Source organism: Pseudoflavonifractor sp. HCP28S3_F10, from assembly GCF_052065415.1.
Classification (GTDB): Bacteria; Bacillota; Clostridia; order Oscillospirales; family Oscillospiraceae; genus Pseudoflavonifractor_A.
In genome coordinates this window covers 12,936-30,778 of record NZ_JBQHUB010000025.1, presented here as the reverse complement: position 1 = coordinate 30,778, position 17,843 = coordinate 12,936, and the positions used below count along the sequence as shown (strand labels likewise).

The 17,843-nt window shown below is 57.7% G+C and carries 16 protein-coding genes and 1 tRNA gene; 10 read left to right on the top strand and 7 right to left on the bottom strand.

Annotated elements, in window-relative coordinates:
• Positions 1-71: 71 nt before the first annotated feature.
• The 5 genes from ACTNBZ_RS10620 to ACTNBZ_RS10600 all read right to left on the bottom strand — a co-directional run bounded on the left by ACTNBZ_RS10620 (position 72) and on the right by ACTNBZ_RS10600 (position 3,065).
• Positions 72-347 (bottom strand): DUF5720 family protein, encoded by a 276-nt coding sequence (locus ACTNBZ_RS10620; protein WP_195409620.1) that lies wholly within the window; start codon positions 345-347, stop codon positions 72-74.
• Between the two features lie 12 nt (positions 348-359).
• On the bottom strand, positions 360-1,286 hold the full coding sequence (locus ACTNBZ_RS10615; protein ID WP_195409621.1) for a ParB/RepB/Spo0J family partition protein: 927 nt from the start codon (positions 1,284-1,286) through the stop codon (positions 360-362).
• The gene (locus tag ACTNBZ_RS10610; RefSeq protein ID WP_195409622.1) at positions 1,243-2,064 is read right to left on the bottom strand and encodes a ParA family protein; all 822 of its coding nucleotides are present in this window, start codon (positions 2,062-2,064) and stop codon (positions 1,243-1,245) included. The genes ACTNBZ_RS10615 and ACTNBZ_RS10610 overlap by 44 nt, the downstream gene beginning before the upstream one ends.
• Positions 2,065-2,643: 579 nt before the next feature.
• Positions 2,644-2,717: transfer RNA gene (locus ACTNBZ_RS10605), tRNA-Gln, on the bottom strand.
• A gap of 168 nt (positions 2,718-2,885) precedes the next feature.
• Positions 2,886-3,065, bottom strand: coding sequence for a hypothetical protein (locus tag ACTNBZ_RS10600; protein WP_441209772.1), 180 nt, complete (start codon positions 3,063-3,065; stop codon positions 2,886-2,888).
• Positions 3,066-3,319: 254 nt separating this feature from the next.
• Between ACTNBZ_RS10600 and nrdR the strand changes: the two genes are divergently transcribed.
• Positions 3,320-3,775 carry a transcriptional regulator NrdR gene (gene nrdR, locus ACTNBZ_RS10595; protein WP_441209770.1) on the top strand — a complete coding sequence of 152 codons (456 nt, stop codon included), beginning with the start codon at positions 3,320-3,322 and terminating at the stop codon, positions 3,773-3,775.
• Between the two features lie 290 nt (positions 3,776-4,065).
• The gene (locus ACTNBZ_RS10590; RefSeq protein ID WP_441209769.1) at positions 4,066-4,677 is read left to right on the top strand and encodes a TetR/AcrR family transcriptional regulator; all 612 of its coding nucleotides are present in this window, start codon (positions 4,066-4,068) and stop codon (positions 4,675-4,677) included.
• 111 nt (positions 4,678-4,788) lie between these two features.
• On the opposite strand, the gene ACTNBZ_RS10585 is transcribed toward ACTNBZ_RS10590, so the two are convergent.
• Positions 4,789-5,169, bottom strand: coding sequence for a DUF4363 family protein (locus ACTNBZ_RS10585; RefSeq protein ID WP_441209767.1), 381 nt, complete (start codon positions 5,167-5,169; stop codon positions 4,789-4,791).
• On the bottom strand, positions 5,166-5,849 hold the full coding sequence (locus ACTNBZ_RS10580; protein WP_441209765.1) for a DUF421 domain-containing protein: 684 nt from the start codon (positions 5,847-5,849) through the stop codon (positions 5,166-5,168). The genes ACTNBZ_RS10585 and ACTNBZ_RS10580 overlap by 4 nt, the downstream gene beginning before the upstream one ends.
• A 241-nt stretch (positions 5,850-6,090) precedes the next feature.
• Between ACTNBZ_RS10580 and guaA the strand changes: the two genes are divergently transcribed.
• The 8 genes from guaA to ACTNBZ_RS10540 all read left to right on the top strand — a co-directional run bounded on the left by guaA (position 6,091) and on the right by ACTNBZ_RS10540 (position 17,822).
• Complete coding sequence (gene guaA / locus ACTNBZ_RS10575) at positions 6,091-7,644, top strand: glutamine-hydrolyzing GMP synthase (RefSeq protein WP_441209763.1); 1,554 nt, start codon at positions 6,091-6,093, stop codon at positions 7,642-7,644.
• A 147-nt stretch (positions 7,645-7,791) separates the two neighbouring features.
• Positions 7,792-7,944 carry a hypothetical protein gene (locus ACTNBZ_RS10570; RefSeq protein ID WP_441209761.1) on the top strand — a complete coding sequence of 51 codons (153 nt, stop codon included), beginning with the start codon at positions 7,792-7,794 and terminating at the stop codon, positions 7,942-7,944.
• Between the two features lie 127 nt (positions 7,945-8,071).
• On the top strand, positions 8,072-8,905 hold the full coding sequence (locus ACTNBZ_RS10565) for a 4Fe-4S binding protein (protein ID WP_441209759.1): 834 nt from the start codon (positions 8,072-8,074) through the stop codon (positions 8,903-8,905).
• A 64-nt stretch (positions 8,906-8,969) separates the two neighbouring features.
• Complete coding sequence (locus tag ACTNBZ_RS10560; protein WP_441209757.1) at positions 8,970-9,506, top strand: hypothetical protein; 537 nt, start codon at positions 8,970-8,972, stop codon at positions 9,504-9,506.
• The gene (gene lepB / locus ACTNBZ_RS10555) at positions 9,503-10,093 is read left to right on the top strand and encodes a signal peptidase I (RefSeq protein WP_441209755.1); all 591 of its coding nucleotides are present in this window, start codon (positions 9,503-9,505) and stop codon (positions 10,091-10,093) included. Before ACTNBZ_RS10560 ends, lepB begins: the two co-directional genes overlap by 4 nt.
• Before the next feature lie 38 nt (positions 10,094-10,131).
• A complete protein-coding gene (locus ACTNBZ_RS10550; protein ID WP_441209753.1) occupies positions 10,132-15,096 on the top strand; it encodes a DUF7601 domain-containing protein in 4,965 nt (1,654 codons plus the stop codon).
• A gap of 44 nt (positions 15,097-15,140) precedes the next feature.
• Positions 15,141-16,907, top strand: a complete 1,767-nt coding sequence (locus ACTNBZ_RS10545) for a SpaH/EbpB family LPXTG-anchored major pilin (RefSeq protein ID WP_441209751.1) — start codon at positions 15,141-15,143, stop codon at positions 16,905-16,907.
• An 87-nt stretch (positions 16,908-16,994) separates the two neighbouring features.
• On the top strand, positions 16,995-17,822 hold the full coding sequence (locus ACTNBZ_RS10540) for a class C sortase (RefSeq protein WP_441209749.1): 828 nt from the start codon (positions 16,995-16,997) through the stop codon (positions 17,820-17,822).
• Positions 17,823-17,843 lie beyond the last annotated feature (21 nt).

The following is a 17,843-nucleotide window of genomic DNA, read 5'->3' as shown; positions in this document are numbered from 1 at the left end:
TCCCGGATGGCATCTTTGATGCTCTGGACAGTACACATATTCATTCCTTTCCTTTCGTAGTGATGATGGGGTTACGGGTGGCGACGGCGCTTGTCCGGCTTGAAGTCGAGGACATGGCCCTCAATGATACGGGCATACCGCTTAATTTTGATTTCCCGGCGCTTCTGGCTGTGAAGAGCGGCCTGATACCCGTCCTCCGTGAGAAACAGCCGCATTTCATCGCCGGGGCTGCCGTAGGAACAGGGACGCTGAACAGAAAACTCGATCATCCAGCGGGTGTTGTCCTGAAAACGCTCCACGGCGAGAATGTTGTGTCCTTTCAGCTCACGGGCTGAAATATCCCTCATAGGCGGCTCCTTTCATCGTTCCTGCTCTCTCTGGCGCTTCTTCTGCCACGCCTCCAACAGTTTGATAATGGTTTCCTGCATCCGCTGGGGCGTGTAGCTCTTGGGAAAATACTTCCGCAGGGTGTCGGATGTGAAAGTTACCCGGTCCAGATCGCTTTTCTTTTCTTCGCCCATGATGACGCGCATCATATCGAGGGTCAGATGCCCTTCCTGGCTGTATTTTTTGAGCCGCTGTGCCTGGGAGAGAGAAGGGGTAGACTGTTCGCTGTCCATCGCGTCCAGCAAGTCCCGCTGTTCCTCTTTTTTGAGAAAGGACAGCTCATAAGCCGGGTTGAGAGCGATTTTTCGTTCATCGACCATATCCAGCAGTTCAGGGATCAGCTCTGTCAGACGGATATAGCGTTGCACCTGGTTCCTACTCGAACCGGCCTGCTGCGCCAACAATTCATCTGCCCGCAACTTCGTCCCAACTTGGGACGAAGTTAAATCGCCACGCGCACCTTGATGCTTCATTGCCTCCAGCTTCATTTTGTAGGCAAAGGCTCGCTCGCTGGGGAGCAGACTTTCCCGCTGTAAGTTGCTGTCCACCATGATGATGGTGGCGGCATCATCGTCCAGGTCTCGGACAATGACAGGCATGGTTTCTTTCTCAGCCAGTTCACTGGCCCTGTGCCGCCTGTGTCCGGCTACCAGCTCATATCCGCCCTCCGGGTCCGGCCGGGCAATCGCCGGAACCAGAATACCGTACTGCCGCACACTGTCGGCGGTCTCCAGCATAGCCTCGTCATCCTTGACTTTGAAGGGATGGTTCTTGAAAGGATGCAGCTCAGACAGCGGGATTTCCCGTACTTTTTCCAGCTTGGCATCCTGGCGGCTTTCTTCGGTGGAAAACAAGTCATCGTATGGAGCCAGCTCTACTTTTTTCGCGCTGCTTTTCAAGCTTCAATACCTCCTTCGTCAGACTTTTGTACCTCTCGGCCACCTTGCCATTGGGGTCATGGGCAAAGATACTCTTGCCCTCGGCACTGATTTCCTTTGCCCGGACGGAATGGGGAATCTCGGTGCCGAACACCTTGATTTTGCTGCCGTAGGTCTCTCGCAGCAGGGCGGCGATTTCCTTAGCAAAGTTGGTGCGGTTGTCCACCATTGTCAGCAGGATGCCGTCGATTTGGAGCTTGGGGTTGATTTGCCGCTTTACCTTACTTACCGTGGAGAGCAGCTGTTCCAGGCCCTTGGCGGGCAAATACTCCGCCTGGACGGGGATGATGATCCTGTTGGCGGCTGCCAGAGCGTTGACCGTAAGCATACCCAGGGATGGCTGGCAGTCAATCAGGATATGGGAATACTGTCCCTTCAGCGTGTCCAGATACTGCCGAAGGATGGTCTCACGGCTCATGGCATTCACCAGAGAGACCTCCATGCCGGAGAGCTGGATGTCGGCGGGCATCAGGTCAACGCCTTCCGGGTGGTGCAGGATACCCTCACCGGGGCGCAACGGCTCGTCCATCAGGATACGGCCCATCGCGTCGGACAGGGTAAAGGGCAGCTTGTCCGGCTGGGGGTGGCCCAGGCTGATAGTCAGGCTGCCTTGTGGGTCCCCGTCAATCAGCAGCACTTTCTTCCCGGCCTGCGCCAATCCAACACCCAGGTTTTCACAGGTCGTTGTCTTGCCGACGCCGCCTTTCTGGTTGGCGATGGCGATGATTTGCGTGTTCATAACAATCACCTCGTTTCTGATTGGTGTTGTCATGTGCCTGCACAGCAGTCCTGGAAATGACAAAAGCCGCCACTTGAAACAAGTGACGGCTTCGCATAAATCCAATATTCTACTGTGTTTGAAATCAAAAGGCTTTGAGTTCCTTTCTGCTATTCATTTGTCGTTAATGAAACACCTCCTATAATTCGACTTATTTCAGTATGATTTTTCGGTTTGGAAAAGGATGAAAAAACCAGACTGAAAACCTCAAAACCCTTGATTCTACGGGGCTTTTCCGGTTTGTCGTAATTATACCGTAAGGGCATACCTACGCCGTCCTGTCGCTCCAAAACGGAGATGATGTCAAAACGGTGCAGGGAAATCTGGGGCATGCGACAGCGGCCTTCACGCTGGATGTCTATGGTCATGTTTCGGAACGTATGAAAGAGGATAGTGCCAACCGGATGCAGCGGTATATTGAGGGACTTTGTTAGCTTTTACGCCCTGCCCAAAAGATCGTTAAAAAATCTCGTAAGGGTCAAAGTAAGGGTCAAAACGCAGAAAAAAGTCCTGAAACCCTTGGGATTTCAGGACTTTTTATGGCAGCGGGTGAAGGATTCGAACCCTCACATACAGAGTCAGAGTCTGCTGTGCTACCCTTACACAAACCCGCTATCTTTTTCCGCTCTCGTGAGCGCAGGATTTATTATACCAAAATATATTGGAATGTCAATAGGAAAGTGAAAAGAATTTTGACAATATTCCTGACATTCCGGGATGACAGAGGAAAGCAAAGAAAAAGGACCGCTGATGGCACATCAGTGGTCCTTTTCCGGTGGACATCAGAATTTGCTGTTGGAGTTGCTTTTGTTCTGAGCCTGACCGCTCTGCTTCTTGTTCTCGGTTCCGCTCTGCGCCTTGTTCTCGGCACCGTTCTGCGCCTTGTTCTGGCTGCCGGACTGGGAGGCCTTGCTGCGGCTCTCGCGGTTGGCCTTGCGGATCTCGTCATAATTGCCCTGCATATGGTTCACCTCCTTTTCAACGCTCCTAGTTTACCCAAAAGAAGATCGTTCCATACCTGACAAAAAAGCAGGATACAAAATGAAAAAAACATGCTATAATAATAAATACAAAACAGGTATTATACTTTTTCGGCCATTTCCATTTGCCCCGGAAGGAAACAGGGAAAAACCGGCATTGAATGGATCTGCAGGGGCGGGATACAGCCCGCTGCCGGAGGATAGAAAGAGAACGAATCATTGGGGAGGTATCTGCCATGAGATGTCCGTATTGCGCCAATCCGGAGAGCAAGGTCGTGGATTCCCGGCCCTCGGACGAGGGCAGCAGCATCCGCCGGCGGCGGGAGTGCCTGGTATGCCATAGACGCTTCACCACGTATGAGACCATGGAGAGCCTGCCGCTTGTGGTCATCAAAAAGGACGGGAGCAGCCAGACCTTTGACAAGAGCAAGCTGCTCAATGGTATGCTCCGGGCCTGTGAGAAGCGCCCGGTCCCATTTGACAGGCTGGAGAGCATCGCCAACGAGATCGAGCAGACCCTTCAGAACTCCATGGACCAGGAGGTCACCTCCACCCGTATCGGAGAGATGGTGATGGAGCGGCTGAGGAAGGTGGACGAGGTCGCTTATGTGCGTTTTGCCTCGGTCTACCGGCAGTTCCAGGATATCAGCACCTTTATGGAGGAACTGAACAAGCTGCTGCAGGAGAAATAGAGCGGATATATGGAACAAGGCGCGGCCCGTACAGTTGGGCCGCGCTCTTTTTGCCGCAGGACAGATCGCGCTTTTTGTGAACCGGGCGGCCAAGAAAAGACATGCTGCTTTGTGAATAGTGACTGAATACGGGAAGAGACCACCTTCTGCTTGCAATCAGACAGATTTCTACCTATAATAATAAAATATAATGTCTAATGTCTCAAGCCGGTGCCTCTGGGCCGGGTCGGCAGATACGATTTATAGAAGCGGGGGACCTTGACGTCCTTTGCGGGAAAAGAGGGAGCAGTGTGTCTTATACGCCTCAGGAACAGCGGATCTTGGATGCGGCGCTCAATGTGATGGCCAAGCACTCCATCAGCGGGACGCGGATGCATCTGATCGCAGAGGAGGCCGGGATGGCGTCCTCCAACCTTCACTACCATTTCAAGACCAAGCAGGATCTGCTGCTGGCGCTTTTGTCCGAGATACAGGACCGGTTCGACGGCAAGCGCGAAGCTGTCATGGACCGGCCGGCCCGGAACCTGCGGGAGCGGCTGGAGGTGTTTTTCCGGCAGAAGCGGGACTTTATCCTGCAGGATCCCCGGTATGACAAGGTGCAGTTTGACTATTGGCTCCTGGGTCAGTCGGACGATACGGTGAAGAGGCTTTTCGGTACCTCTTTTGACCACTGGAGGGAGCATCTGATCCAGAGCTTTTTGGAATTTTATCCGGATATGGACCCGGAGTACGCTAAAAATCTGGCTTTCAGCCTGGTCTCCATGATGATGGGAGTCTCCATGCAGTACCTCAACGGAGACGGGGTGGATCTGGACGCCTATTTCGCACTGTGCCTGGATATGGTCATTGGAGAGATCGAGCGGCGCTATGGCCCTTCGCTGGAAAAAGAAAAAAACAGTTGACAGACAAAAGGACCGGAGACGCGGGAGGAGCCTGCGTTTCCGGTCCTTTTACCGTCCTTCCGGGGTGGGAGAACGGACATTCAGGTAAAACGAAGCGTGCAATCGCTGCTTTCAGAAGAGATTTTCGAGGGTGAGCCGCTCCGCTTCCGCCACCAGCCGGAGCTGAGCCTCCAGGCGGGCGGAGGCCGCGGCATATTCACCCTCCTCCCGACAGCGCAGCAGGCGGAGCGTTTCCTCAAAGCCGATCTGGATCTGATCCGCATCGCTGTGGCACAGGACCACGTGGAGATAGGCGCTCCGCTCCGCCCAGTCCGAGCGGGCGGAACAGACCAGAGTCTCGGCCCCTTCCCACCGCTCCTCCGCAGCCAGCACCTCGGCCTGGAGGAGCCGCCCGGCCAGGTCCGCAGTGAACCGGTCCAGATACCTGGCGTTGCAGAGGGCGGCAGACAGAAGAAACAGCAGAACGGCCAGCGCAAACCAAAGCCGCTTCATGCCCCGCGTCCCTCCTTTGCCACAAAATAGACCCGTCCCAGCTCGTCCACCGAGAGAAGGAACACGTCTTCCGCCCGGGACACACTGTGCTCCGCCATCTGCCACCGCAGCCATTCCCGGCTCAGGCCCCGCAGCTGCAGGTTGTGCTCCACCACCCGGCCATCGTTGATGATGGGAAGGGGAAGGCCGGGCTCCTCCACGGTCCGGCCCATCTGCCGGGCGGTAGGGGGCTGCTCGGCCGCCTGCAGCAGCACGGAGAGCTGGCCGTTGGTCTCCAGAATGGCGTACCGGACAGTGTTCAGGTCGGTGACCCCCTTGAGGCGGAGCTCCTCCATGAGCTCGTCCAGGGTCACCCGGTTGCGGCGGAGCTCCCGTTCCATGACCCGGCCGTTTTCCACCACCACACTGGGACGGCCGCAGAGCAGGGCGCGCAGGCGGAGACTTTTCATATTGAGTACAGAGAGGACCATGGTAAGGGCCAGCAGCGTGAGGATGGGCACCGCGCCGGAGAGCAGGGGGATGCCCAGGTCCTGCATGGGGACGGCGGCCAGGTCCGCGATGATGAGGGCAAACACCAGCTCGGAAGGTTCCAGTTCACCAATCTGGCGCTTACCCATGAGACGGATGCCGGCAATGATGAGAAGATACAGAATGATGGTACGCAGAAAGGCGATGACCAAAGACCACGACCTCCTTTATGATCCGTCCGGCGGCCGCCCGGGCGGCATGTTCCCTATCAGTATGACCGGGGGAGCAGGCTTTATGCCGCCGCCCTTTGCGCAAGCCGCCAAAATGTTCGGAGGAAGAAAAAAGAGTGGGAAGGGATATTGTCACCGGGTCCCGTTTGGGATAAAATAGGTTCCATTGGATCGGCCGCGCTGCGGCCGGCGGAGCTCTATTCTGAACAAAGGGGAAATGCATATGTCCCATCAGCTCGTGATCGTACTGGACTTCGGCGGTCAGTACAACCAGCTCATCGCCCGCCGCGTCCGCGAGTGCGGCGTGTACTGCGAGGTCAAGCCCTATACCACGCCTCTGGCCGAACTGAAAGCCATGGACCCCATCGGCTTCATCTTCACCGGCGGGCCCAATTCGGTGTATGACGAGGCGGCCCCTCATGTGGATCCCGCCATCTTTGAGCTGGGCCTTCCCGTACTGGGGATCTGCTACGGCTGCCAGCTCATGGCCCACACGCTGGGCGGCCGGGTGGTCCCCGCCCAGGAGGACACGGCCCGGGAGTACGGAAAGACGGACACCTATTATGATACCTCCTGCAAGCTCTTCCGGGGCCTGCCCGAGCAGGGCATCTCCTGGATGAGCCACAGCGACTATATGGAGAAGGTGCCTGAGGGCTTCGCCCTGGTGGCCCACAGCGACAACTGCCCCAACGTGGCCATTGCCGATGAGAAGCGGGGCTTCTACGGCGTACAGTACCACCCGGAGGTCAACCACACCCAGAACGGCTCCGACATGATCCGCAACTTCCTCTTCGGGGTGTGCGGCGCCGTGGGCGACTGGACCATGGGCGACTTCTGTAAGTCCACCGTAGCCCGGCTGCGGGAGGAGATCGGCCCCGAGGGCCGGGTGCTGCTGGCCCTCTCCGGCGGCGTGGACTCCTCGGTGCTGGCGGCCCTGCTGGCCGAGGCCATCGGCGACCGGCTGACCTGCGTCTTTGTGGACCACGGCCTGATGCGCAAGAACGAGGGCGACGAGGTGGAGCGGGCCTTCTCCAAGTGGGACGTGAACTTCGTGCGGGTGGACGCGGAAGAGCGCTTCCTGTCCAAGCTCGCCGGCGTCAGCGATCCTCAGGAGAAGCGGAAGATTATCGGCGCCGAGTTCGGCTATGTGTTCCGGGACGAGGCGGACAAGTTCCGCATCACCAAGCAGGATTTCCTGGCCCAGGGCACCATCTACCCCGACGTCATCGAGTCGGGCAAGGGAGACGCTGACGTGATCAAGAGTCACCACAACCGCCTGCTGCCCCCCGAGGTGGTGGCCCGGTTCAAGGGCGTGCTGGAGCCGCTGGACCTGCTGTTCAAGGACGAAGTCCGGGCGCTGGGCCGGGAACTGGGCCTGCCCGAGTACCTGGTCATGCGCCAGCCCTTCCCCGGCCCCGGTCTTGCCATCCGCATCATCGGCGAGGTGACCAAGCAGAAGGCCGATACCCTGCGGGAGGCCGACTTCATCTTCCGCTCCGAGATCGCCCGGGCGGGAGAGGACCGGAATTTGAGCCAGTATTTCGTGGTGCTGACCAACACCCGCAGCGTGGGCGTCATGGGCGACGGCCGCACCTACGACTATACCCTGGCCCTGCGGGCCGTCACCACCAGCGACTTCATGACCGCGGACTGGGCCCGGATGCCCTATGACCTGCTGGACCGTATCAGCGTGCGCATCGTCAACGAGGTGCCAGGCATCAACCGCATCGTGTACGACATCACGTCCAAGCCCCCCGCCACAATAGAATGGGAGTAAAATTGTTCTGACTTTCAGATAAAATCATAAAAATTTTCCGTTTTTCTATTGAAAAAGTTGCAGAATAAAAGTGAGAAATTGACAAACCTCCTCATTTTTCAAGCCAAGGCGGCCACCGTATTTTCGGAAAAATGAGGAGGTTTTGTTATGCCCAGACCGAGAAGGAAAGGTAAGCAGCATATTCTATTTCATTTTATGCCTGACCAACGCGTTTTAACTTGTGGCCCTGGAAAATGGAAAAACGGTAAAATTGTAAAAAATGATGAAGACGCTTATTTAAACATTGATTTACCAAGATGACGGAGATATAATAAAAACACTTAAAAACAGTCGATTTTTGAGTTAAAATGTTGGAAAAGATACATAATAAACAGAAAATGTACGGGCAAAACAAAAAATGTAACCTGTACCCGGGAATAGGGCGGAAATGAAGGAACAAAAAAAGTATGCCGCGCCTCTGGTGATGTTTATGGCCTTTGAGAGCATTGCCGTTGGGCTGTGGCTGTGGCTGGGAAATATCTTCTATTTTTTCAACTTCACCTATATCGGCGGATGCATTGCCCTGGGCCTGGTGCTGTATATCCGGCATTACAGGTACGCCCGGCTGGTGGTCCAGTTCAGCGTGGGACTGTATATGCTGGTGTACCTGGGCCTGATCTGCCGGGAAAATATGCAGATCGAGGGATTCTGGTTTTACCTCTTTTCGGGAGTATTTGAGGCAGCCACCATCCACTATGCCGTAGCCAAGATCGCCGGGCCTCTTTTCTTTGGCAGGGGCTGGTGCGGATACGCCTGCTGGAGCGCCATGGTCTTCGACCTGCTGCCCTACCGGACGCCCCAGGGCCCCCGGAAAAAGCTCGGATACATACGGTACATCGTGTTCTGCGGCTCGCTGTTTTTCGTGGCCGGGCTGTTCCTGTTTCGGATACCGGATCTGGAAACGGTCATGTTCCGGAGCTTTGTGGCCGGCAATATCATCTATTACGCGGTGGGGATCATTCTGGCAGCGGCACTCAAAGATAACCGGGCATTCTGCAAATATGTGTGCCCGGTGACGGTATTTTTAAAGCCGGCCAGCTATTTTGCACGTATCCGTGTGACGGTGGACACGGAAAAATGCATCTCCTGCGGTATGTGTAAAAGGGTCTGTCCCATGGATGTGGATGTGACCACCAACGCGAGAAGCCGGGAGAACGGGACCGAGTGCATCCTCTGCGGGAAATGCGTGGAGGGATGTCCCACAAAGGCGCTGAAGCTGTAAGCTCCGCCGGCGCGGGCGGTAAAGACCGCCTGCGGCAATCATGTTGAGATACGGGGATGAAAATATGACGGATAAAGACCTGAGAAAGCTGAGACGGGAAGAGCTTTTGGAGCTGCTGATCGACCAGAGCAGGAAGAATGAAGAATTGCAGGCGGAGCTGAGCAAGCTGCGCGGCAGACTTGAGGAGCGCCAAATCTGCCTTCAGGAGGCGGGCTCTATCGCTGAGGCATCTTTGCGCCTCAACGGTGTGTTTGACGCGGCCCAGACCGCCGCAGAGCAGTATCTGGAGAATATCCGGGAGATGAGCGGCAGGCAGGAGTCGGTCTGTGCCCAGCTGGAACAGGAGAGCCGGGCCCGTGCGGAGCGGCGCATTGCCGAGGCGGAGGAGAAATGCCGCAGCATGGAGCGGGAGACGGAGGAGAAATGCCGGACCCTGGAGGCGGAAGCACGGGAGGAGCACGACCGTGTGACTGCCCAGGCGCGGCAGGAGGCCGAGTCCTACTGGCAGGAAGTCTCCCGGAAGCTGGAGGACTTTTATGCGGCCCACGCCGGGCTGCGGGAACTGCTGGCCATGCATAAGCCGGGGCAGATGCAGGGATGACGAAAAAAAGGCAGATCAATGACGCCCCCACCCGGGAACAGCTGGAGGCGGAACTGGGGCGGGAGAAATACCGCCGCCGCTATGGCAGGGTCCTGCGCAGCACCATCTACTCGCTGATCACGGTGGCCGCTGCGGCCGTGCTGGTGGCCGTGCTTTTGCTGCCGGTGCTGCAGATTTATGGCTCCTCCATGGCCGACACGCTCCACGACGGGGATATCGTGATCTCGGTCAAGGGGTCCCGGTTCGAGAGCGGCGACCTGATCGCGTTCTATTACAACAACAAGATTCTGGTCAAACGGGTCATTGCCCAGGCGGGCGAGTGGGTGGATATCGACGAGAACGGCGCTGTGTCGGTCAACGGCCGGCCGCTGGACGAGCCCTATGTCAAAGAACCGGCCCTGGGCGAATGCGATATCGAACTGCCCTACCAGGTGCCGGACGGACGGTGCTTTGTGATGGGAGACCACCGTTCCACATCGGTGGACAGCCGCAGCACGGCCGTGGGCTGCGTGGCCCAGGAGCAGGTGGTGGGAAAGATCGTTTTCCGTGTATGGCCCCTGTCCGCACTGGGTGCGGTGGGCCGATAAGCTCATAGGAAACTGTCCTTGAGAGAGAAGGGGATACTATGAATGCTGCAATGCAGCGGCAGGCTGCGGACTTTCTGAATCAACAAAACCGGCGTCAGAACTGGCAGCGGATCGTGCTTGTTCTGGCCGCTGTGGTGGTGTTTGTCACCACATATATGCTGATCCTTCCGGCCATCACCATGGAGCGGACGCCCCGGTGCGGACTGGAGGAGCATCAGCACGGCGGCGAGTGCTATGAGACAAGGCTCCTTGCTCCGCAGCCGGTCCTGAACTGTTCTCCGGAGACGCTGGGCATCCACCAGCACACGGAGGACTGCCGGGATGAGGACGGGAATCTGATCTGCGGATACGCCGATTTTGTGGTACACACCCATGATGAGCGCTGCTATGACGCGGACGGGGACCTGATCTGTACGCTGCCTGAGATCGAGGAGCATGTCCACGACGAATCCTGCTATGAGGATGAGCAGATGCTCGTCTGCGGCTTGGAAGAGGAGGAGCCTCATATCCATGAGGAGGACTGCTATGACGCGGATGGCACCCTGATCTGTGACCTGGATGAGACCGAGGGACACATCCACGACGACTCCTGTTATGAGACACAGCGGACGCTGGTCTGCGATATGGAGGAAGTGGAGCTCCATACCCATACCGAGGAGTGCCGCGGAGAGACGGATGAACCGGCTGACGGGGCATCTGAGGAGGCGGAAGGCCCCCTGATCTGCGGAAAGCCGGAGGTGCTGGAGCATCAGCACACCGATGCGTGCTTTATCACACCCGAGGGTGATGGGGAAGAAGTGCAGGTGCTGGTCTGTACGCTGGAAGAGCACATCCATACGGAGGACTGCTGGTCCGATGCAGAGGGCGGCGGTACAGACAGCGGGGGCGCCCCCGCTTCCGGCGGGCAGAGCGCGCCGGAATATGTCTGCGGTCTGGAGGAGCATACCCACGGCGCGGACTGTTATGATGCGGACGGAAACCTGACCTGCGTTCAGGAAGAGCATACCCATGACGATTCCTGCCTGACGGCAGCGGAGAGCCCCGTGCCGGAGTATCTCTGCGGTCTGGAGGAGCATACCCACGGCGCGGACTGTTATGATGCGGATGGGAACCTGACCTGCGTTCAGGAGGAGCACAGCCATGATGCTTCCTGTCTGACGGCAGAGGGACCGGCTTTGCATGAGCTGACCCATACCGGCGGGGATTATACAGTCAGCGTCGCCTTCGGGGATGACGCGGCTCTGCCGGAGGGCGTGACGCTGGAAGTGCGCGAGATTCTTCCTGACAGTGAGGAATACCGGACCTGCTATGACCAGACAGTGGCCGCTCTGGCGGACCGGCAGGCGGAGACGGCGGAGCAGGTGCTCTTTGCCCGGTTCTTCGACATCCAATTTCTGCTGGACGGCGAGACAGTGGAGCCGGCGGCCCCCGTGTCCGTGACCATTACCTATGACGAGCCGGTGGAGACCGGCGAGGAAGTCAATTGCCAGTCCATCCACTTTGCGGAGGAAGGAACGGAACTGCTGGACGCGGAGACGGAATGTCCGGCAGAGGGCAGCACCAGCTTTACCCACACCCAGAGCAGCTTCTCCGTGGTGGGCAATCTGGTGACGCGCGCGGTGGCCAATGCTGCGGATGTGGGCCTCAACAGCCTGCCGGTGGACTACTACGTCTATATCGACGGGGCATGGACCTGTGTGGGCGCCACCAAGACCGGCTGGTACGCCCCTGCTGATGCCGCTGGCTGGAAAAATACGAACCGCGACTGCATCACCGTTGATCAGGCAGCTTCTATACTGGGCGCTTACGGCTTCGACCCCAGTGCGGCCAACGCGGCCCTGCAGATCGCCTATCAGCGGAAGGAAACGGATAAGGATGCCAATCTGCACTGCGATACACAGTCTTATACCGATCCAGCCAAGAGAAACGCGGCGCTGATCCCGCTGGCCAGAAATGCGGATCCTGCCTCTGGCTACAACGTGTATTTCCTGCCTGCCAATACCAACAACAAATTGAGCAGTACGCTGGGCTCTGTGGGGATCGGCGGCAGTGAGTTCTACACCGTCTCTGTCTACGACCCGAACCATCTGGCCTATGCGGAGGGGGATGCCATCCCCGGGACCCAGACCATTCGGACCGGTGGGAACGCCGAAGTCACCGTAAAAGCCCTGCCTGAAAACAGCGGCGCTGTGTGGCAGTGTGTGGATGATGGATGGGGGACCGTTGCCGGCGGTACAGATCATGGCGACGGGACCGTCACATTCAGCCTTACCAACGTCACCCGGAAGCTGCGCGTTATGCCGGTGGCTGATCATTTGGGTGAGAGGGTCAACAAGACCGTTTACTTCATGGTGTTCCTGGATGGCCAGTGGCAGAATGTGGGCACCGCCACGCCGTATTACAAAAACCCGGATTTGTTGAAATCGAGTGACAATTATCGCCACTTCATCACCTCTTCCCAGGCAGAGAGCGTGCTGGCGCCCTTCGGTTTCCGGTCTGCCCTGTATTCCAGTACGGTGGGCGGTACCAGCGTACTGGCGCATCAGCTCGGCAGGTATGATTTGGAAAAAGAATTCTGGACAGACGGCGGCGGAGAGCGGCTTTCCGACGGCTCCTGGGCCATTGGCCTGAGCTACGTGACAAGCGGCGATATTGATTACAGCGTTTATTACCTTCCTGATAACCCGGCGGCGTTCCAGGGGAAGATCCCCAGTCAGTACACTGCCGGCAGCCAGGAGATGTCCGGCAACCGTTTCTGGTCCGTCAGGGTGGTGGACGATACCCATTCCGTCTACTCCGACGGTGAGCTCAGCGGGATGGTACCACAGTATGCACTGAACGGCGGCGAGGTCACTGTTACCGTGCGCAACGCCGACGGCGTGCTCTGGAGCTGCCGGGGCGTGAACGGGGAACCGGTGGAAGTGGAGAGCACCCAGGCGGGCGGCAACACCACCTTCACCATCAAAAACATCACCCAGCCCATTGAGGTGACGGCCACTAAGGCCAACCCGGGCTTCACTGTGCAGTATTACGCCAATATTCCCCGGTTTGCCACCAGCGGCAGCAATCCTCTGAAGGTCATCGACACGTCTGGAGGTATTCTGCCCACCAACGGCGGCAGCATGGCCACCCGGAAGATCTATTTGGAGGGTATTGGCCGGAATACTGACCAGAATGCCGGTGTTGCCACGGAGCTCTACCAGGTCAAGACCACTACTGAGTTGACCCGGATGTATGCGGACGGCACGTTCCGCTATGAGGAATCGCCGGGGCTGTACTACTTCAACAAGCTCAAGGACAACGAGAGCTACACGCTGAAGGAGATCTGGGTGCTCAAGCCCGGAAAGAGCGCTTCCAGTACCAACCGGGCTGACTGGGAGATCTACACCTACAGTGCGGACATCACCTTTACCAACGAGGCCGGTCAGGCAGGGGAGAAGACCATACTCATCAACGACGGCGCGGTGATCCGCCTGGTGTCCGATTCCAGCAAAGGCGACTATTACAACGGCACCACGTTCTACGACTACAATATTTCCAGCGGACAGAACTCTGACGGCCGTTGGCGTACCGGTATCACAGGTATCAATAGTGAGAGTAACTACGGTACCAGTCCGGAAGGGAGAACCTGGCGCTCTGGCTGTGATATTTTCGCATTCGGCAATGCCAACTGCGGTACCGGTATGTCGGGTTATTTATTTGATGGGTGCACATTGAATAAATATGACCACAATAAAAATGAAAAATATGATGGCGCTACCTTTGGTTTGGTCGACAGTCTGAACAGTGACGGCACCATCAAGTACAGTGACTGGATCGTGGCCCCCAACCTGTTTAATGACGGTGATGCCACCGGCAAGCAGACCTATACCGGAAGCTCTTTGACCTTTGACCGAGTGGGCGATACTTACACCCTCAGCGGCGCCACGCTGAAAAACTCTAATGGTCAGAGCAACACCCTCGGCGGTTTGCAGTACTTTTTCAATCCCTCGCCGACCAGCGGTACCACTCACACTCATATCTTCACCAACAACTTCTGGCCCATGGACCAGGCCGTAGGCAGGACAGACGCTCTGTGGGGAAAATACGGCAGTCCCGGCAGCTTCCAGGGGTTTGTGGAGACAAATGATTATAATTGGAGCGATCTTGCCGCTAATTTCCCTGCAAGTGACGACGGCAATGCCCACAACTGGTTCTTCGGCATGAACTTTGCTCTGAGCTTCAGTCTGACGGAGGACTACGTGGGCCCGCTGGAGTACACCTTCTTCGGCGACGATGACCTGTGGGTGTTTCTGGACGGCCAGCTGATCTGCGATATCGGCGGCGTCCACAGCTCCATCGGCGAGTTCGTGAACCTGCGGGATTACCTGCCGGTGGGTTCCTCCGGCCAGCACACGCTGTCCTTCTTCTACACCGAGCGCGGCGCGTCCGGCTCCACCTGCTACATGAGCTTCACCCTGCCCAGCGTGTCCAGCGCCACCACGGAGCGGGATATCGGCCAGCTGCAGATCGGCAAGACCCTGGGCGGCGACGCCGCAGGCCTGGGCGATGTGGAGTATGAGTTTAAGGTGGAGCTGCTGACGGGTGCAAACGGCAGCCCGCTGAATGGTACTTACAGCTATGAGAGAACGGAAAATGGTACCGTAGCGGGCTATGGAACCGTCAAAAGCGGCGGCGTCATCAAGCTGAAGAACGGCGAGACAGCCCTCATTAAGGGCTTGCCCGCCGGGACCTATTTCAAGGTGACGGAGGTGAGCACCGAGGGCTACAAGACCACGGTCAACGATGCCGAGGGATATATCTTCAAAGGAACGATTGAGACTGGAGAGGTAGCCACGGGCGACTTCGTCAACACTCCCTTCTATGAGCTCCCGCAGACCGGCGGGATGGGCACTCACTGGTATACGTTGGGCGGCCTGGGCCTGATGGCGGCGGCCTGCCTGCTGTATAAAAAGAGAGAGACACAGCATCGAAAGGGGGTATCCCAATATCCCCGACCATAGGCAGACCGAACCCCCGCGCAAGAAAAGACGAAAGGATGAACTGTATGAAAAACATGAAGCGAATCGCCAGCGTACTGCTGACCCTGGTCATGCTGGCCGCCCTGGCCATCCCCGCGATGGCGGCGGGAGCGAACGGATCCATTACCATCAAAGACGCCGACAACGTGTCCGTGGCGGGCAAGACCTTCAACGCCTATAAGATCCTGGACGTAAAGAGCTATACCGATGAAGTCAAGGACGGGGAGGGTGCTGTCACGACTCCCGCCAGCGTGGTCTACACCGTACCTGCCGAGCTGAAAGAGTTCTACAAGACCCGCTACAAGCTGAGCGGTAACGAGGGCGACTTTGACGCCCAGGTGGTCGCCAAGATTAAAGCTGAGACCGATCTGTTTGCCTTTGCCGCGGACGCTCTGGCTGCCGCCAAGGCCGCGAATATCACTCCGGGCACCGCTACTGCCCCTGATGGTGCTAAGTCCGTCACCATCGGCAACCTGCCCCTGGGCTACTACGTAGTTGAAGATGTAGGTGCGGCGAAGCCTATTTCCGCTCTGATCCTGGACACCACCAACCCCAATCCTTCTGTCACCATCAAGGCCGACAAGCCCAGCATCGACAAGAACATTGACGGCACGAAGGACACCGACAATGACACCACCGGCGACGTGAAGTACAACAACGCCGCTGTGGGCGACAAGGTCCCCTACAAGGTCACCTCCAAGGTGCCCGACATGACCGGCTACACCAAGTACTACTTCGTGGTCAACGATACCCTGTCCAAGGGCCTGACCTTCAAGGATGATGTGGCCATCACTGTGGGTTCTAAGACCCTGGAGAAGGGCACTGATTACACCGTGGATTCCAAGGTTAACGATGACGGAACTACCTCAGTCGAGATCGTGTTCAAGAACTTCATCCAGTACAAGGAATTGAAGGATGGTGAAACTGTTCTTGCAAAGACCGGTTCCGACATCACCATCACCTACTCCGCCACCGTGAACAAGGATGCCGTCATCGGCGTTGAGGGCAACCCCAACAAGGTCATTCTGAGCTACTCCAACAACCCCAACACGGATGAAAGTGGTAACCCCGGTGATAAGCCCGGTCCCGGCAGCCCCATCGGCGAGACCCCCGAGAGCGTGACCCGTACTTACGTCACTGATATCGAGATCATCAAGGTGGATCCCGAGGGCAACCGCCTGACCGGCGCTGAGTTCGAGATCACCGGCGAAAAGACCAACATCGTGCTGGTCACCAAGGACGTCTACACCGTGGATGAAAACGGTACCTACTGGAAGCTGAAGGACGGCAGCTATACCACTGATGACCCCGCTACCGAGGGTATGGACCAGAGTAAGTACGAGAGCACCACTGTTAAGTATACGAAGGGAACTACCACTACTCCTGTGACTACTACTGAAACCGTAAAGGCCACCGGCGTGGTTGGCGCGGACGGCGTGCTCCGCTTTGAGGGCCTGTCCGCTGGTGAATATACCATCACCGAGATCAAGGCTCCCGCCGGCTACAACCTGCTGAAAGACTCCATCACCGTGACCATCGCCTTTGCTGCGCCTGCTGCTGATGCCACCTCCACTGACTGCACCTGGACTTATACCTGGAACAGCGGCGAGCAGAACGGAAACAATGTTACCACCAACAACAGCAACACCGTGACCGTCACCAACCAGACCGGCACCGAGCTGCCCTCCACCGGCGGCATGGGCACCACCATCTTCTACGTGGTGGGCTCCATCCTGGTCATCGGCGCGGCCGTGCTGCTCATCACCAAGAAGCGCATGGGCGCGGAGGGCTGAGCCTCCCGCCGATAGGCTGAAAACCTGAAACATCTGCTGTGCCGGGGCGGTCCGCCGCCCCGGCCGCAGCAGCAAGGAGAACCCTGTATGCGAAAAAACCTCTCCACCATCCTCTTAATACTGGTCTTTCTGACAGGGCTGTCCTTGCTGCTGTACCCTTCGGTCAGCGACTACTGGAACTCCTTTCACCAGTCCCGGGCCATTGCCACTTACGCCGGCGAGGTGGCCGCGCTGGACGACAACACCTATGAACATCTCTGGCAGGCCGCGGAGGACTACAACCGGACTCTGGTGGGCCGTGCCAACCCCTTTCTCCCCATGAGCGGGGAGGAGCAGGCCGAGTACGACAGCCTGCTGAACGTGGCGGGCAGCGGCGTCATGGGCTATATCGAGATCCCGGAGATCAAGTGCTCCCTCCCCATCTACCACGGTACCGACGAGGCGGTTCTGCAGATCGCCGTAGGCCATATCCAGGGCTCCTCCCTTCCGGTGGGTGGGGTGGGGACCCACTGCGTCCTGTCCGGCCACCGGGGCCTGCCCTCGGCCAAGCTGTTTACCAACCTGGACCGGCTGAAGGAGGGGGACGTATTCCTTCTGCGGGTGCTGGACGAGACGCTGACCTATGAGGTGGACCAGATCCGCATCGTGGAGCCCCATCAGGTGGAGGACCTGGCCATTGATCCGGAGCGGGACTACTGCACGCTGGTGACTTGCACGCCCTACGGCGTCAACTCCCACCGGCTGCTGGTGCGGGGGCATCGGATCGAGAATCAGTCCGGCGCTTCCTCCATCCGTGTGACGGCCGACGCCATGCAGATCGACCCTATCCTGGTGGCGCCCGTGGTGGCGGTGCCGCTGCTGCTGCTCCTGCTGGTGTGGCTGCTGGTGAGCACCCGCAAAAAGAAGAAAAACTGATTGGGAAAGGCAGGGATCATC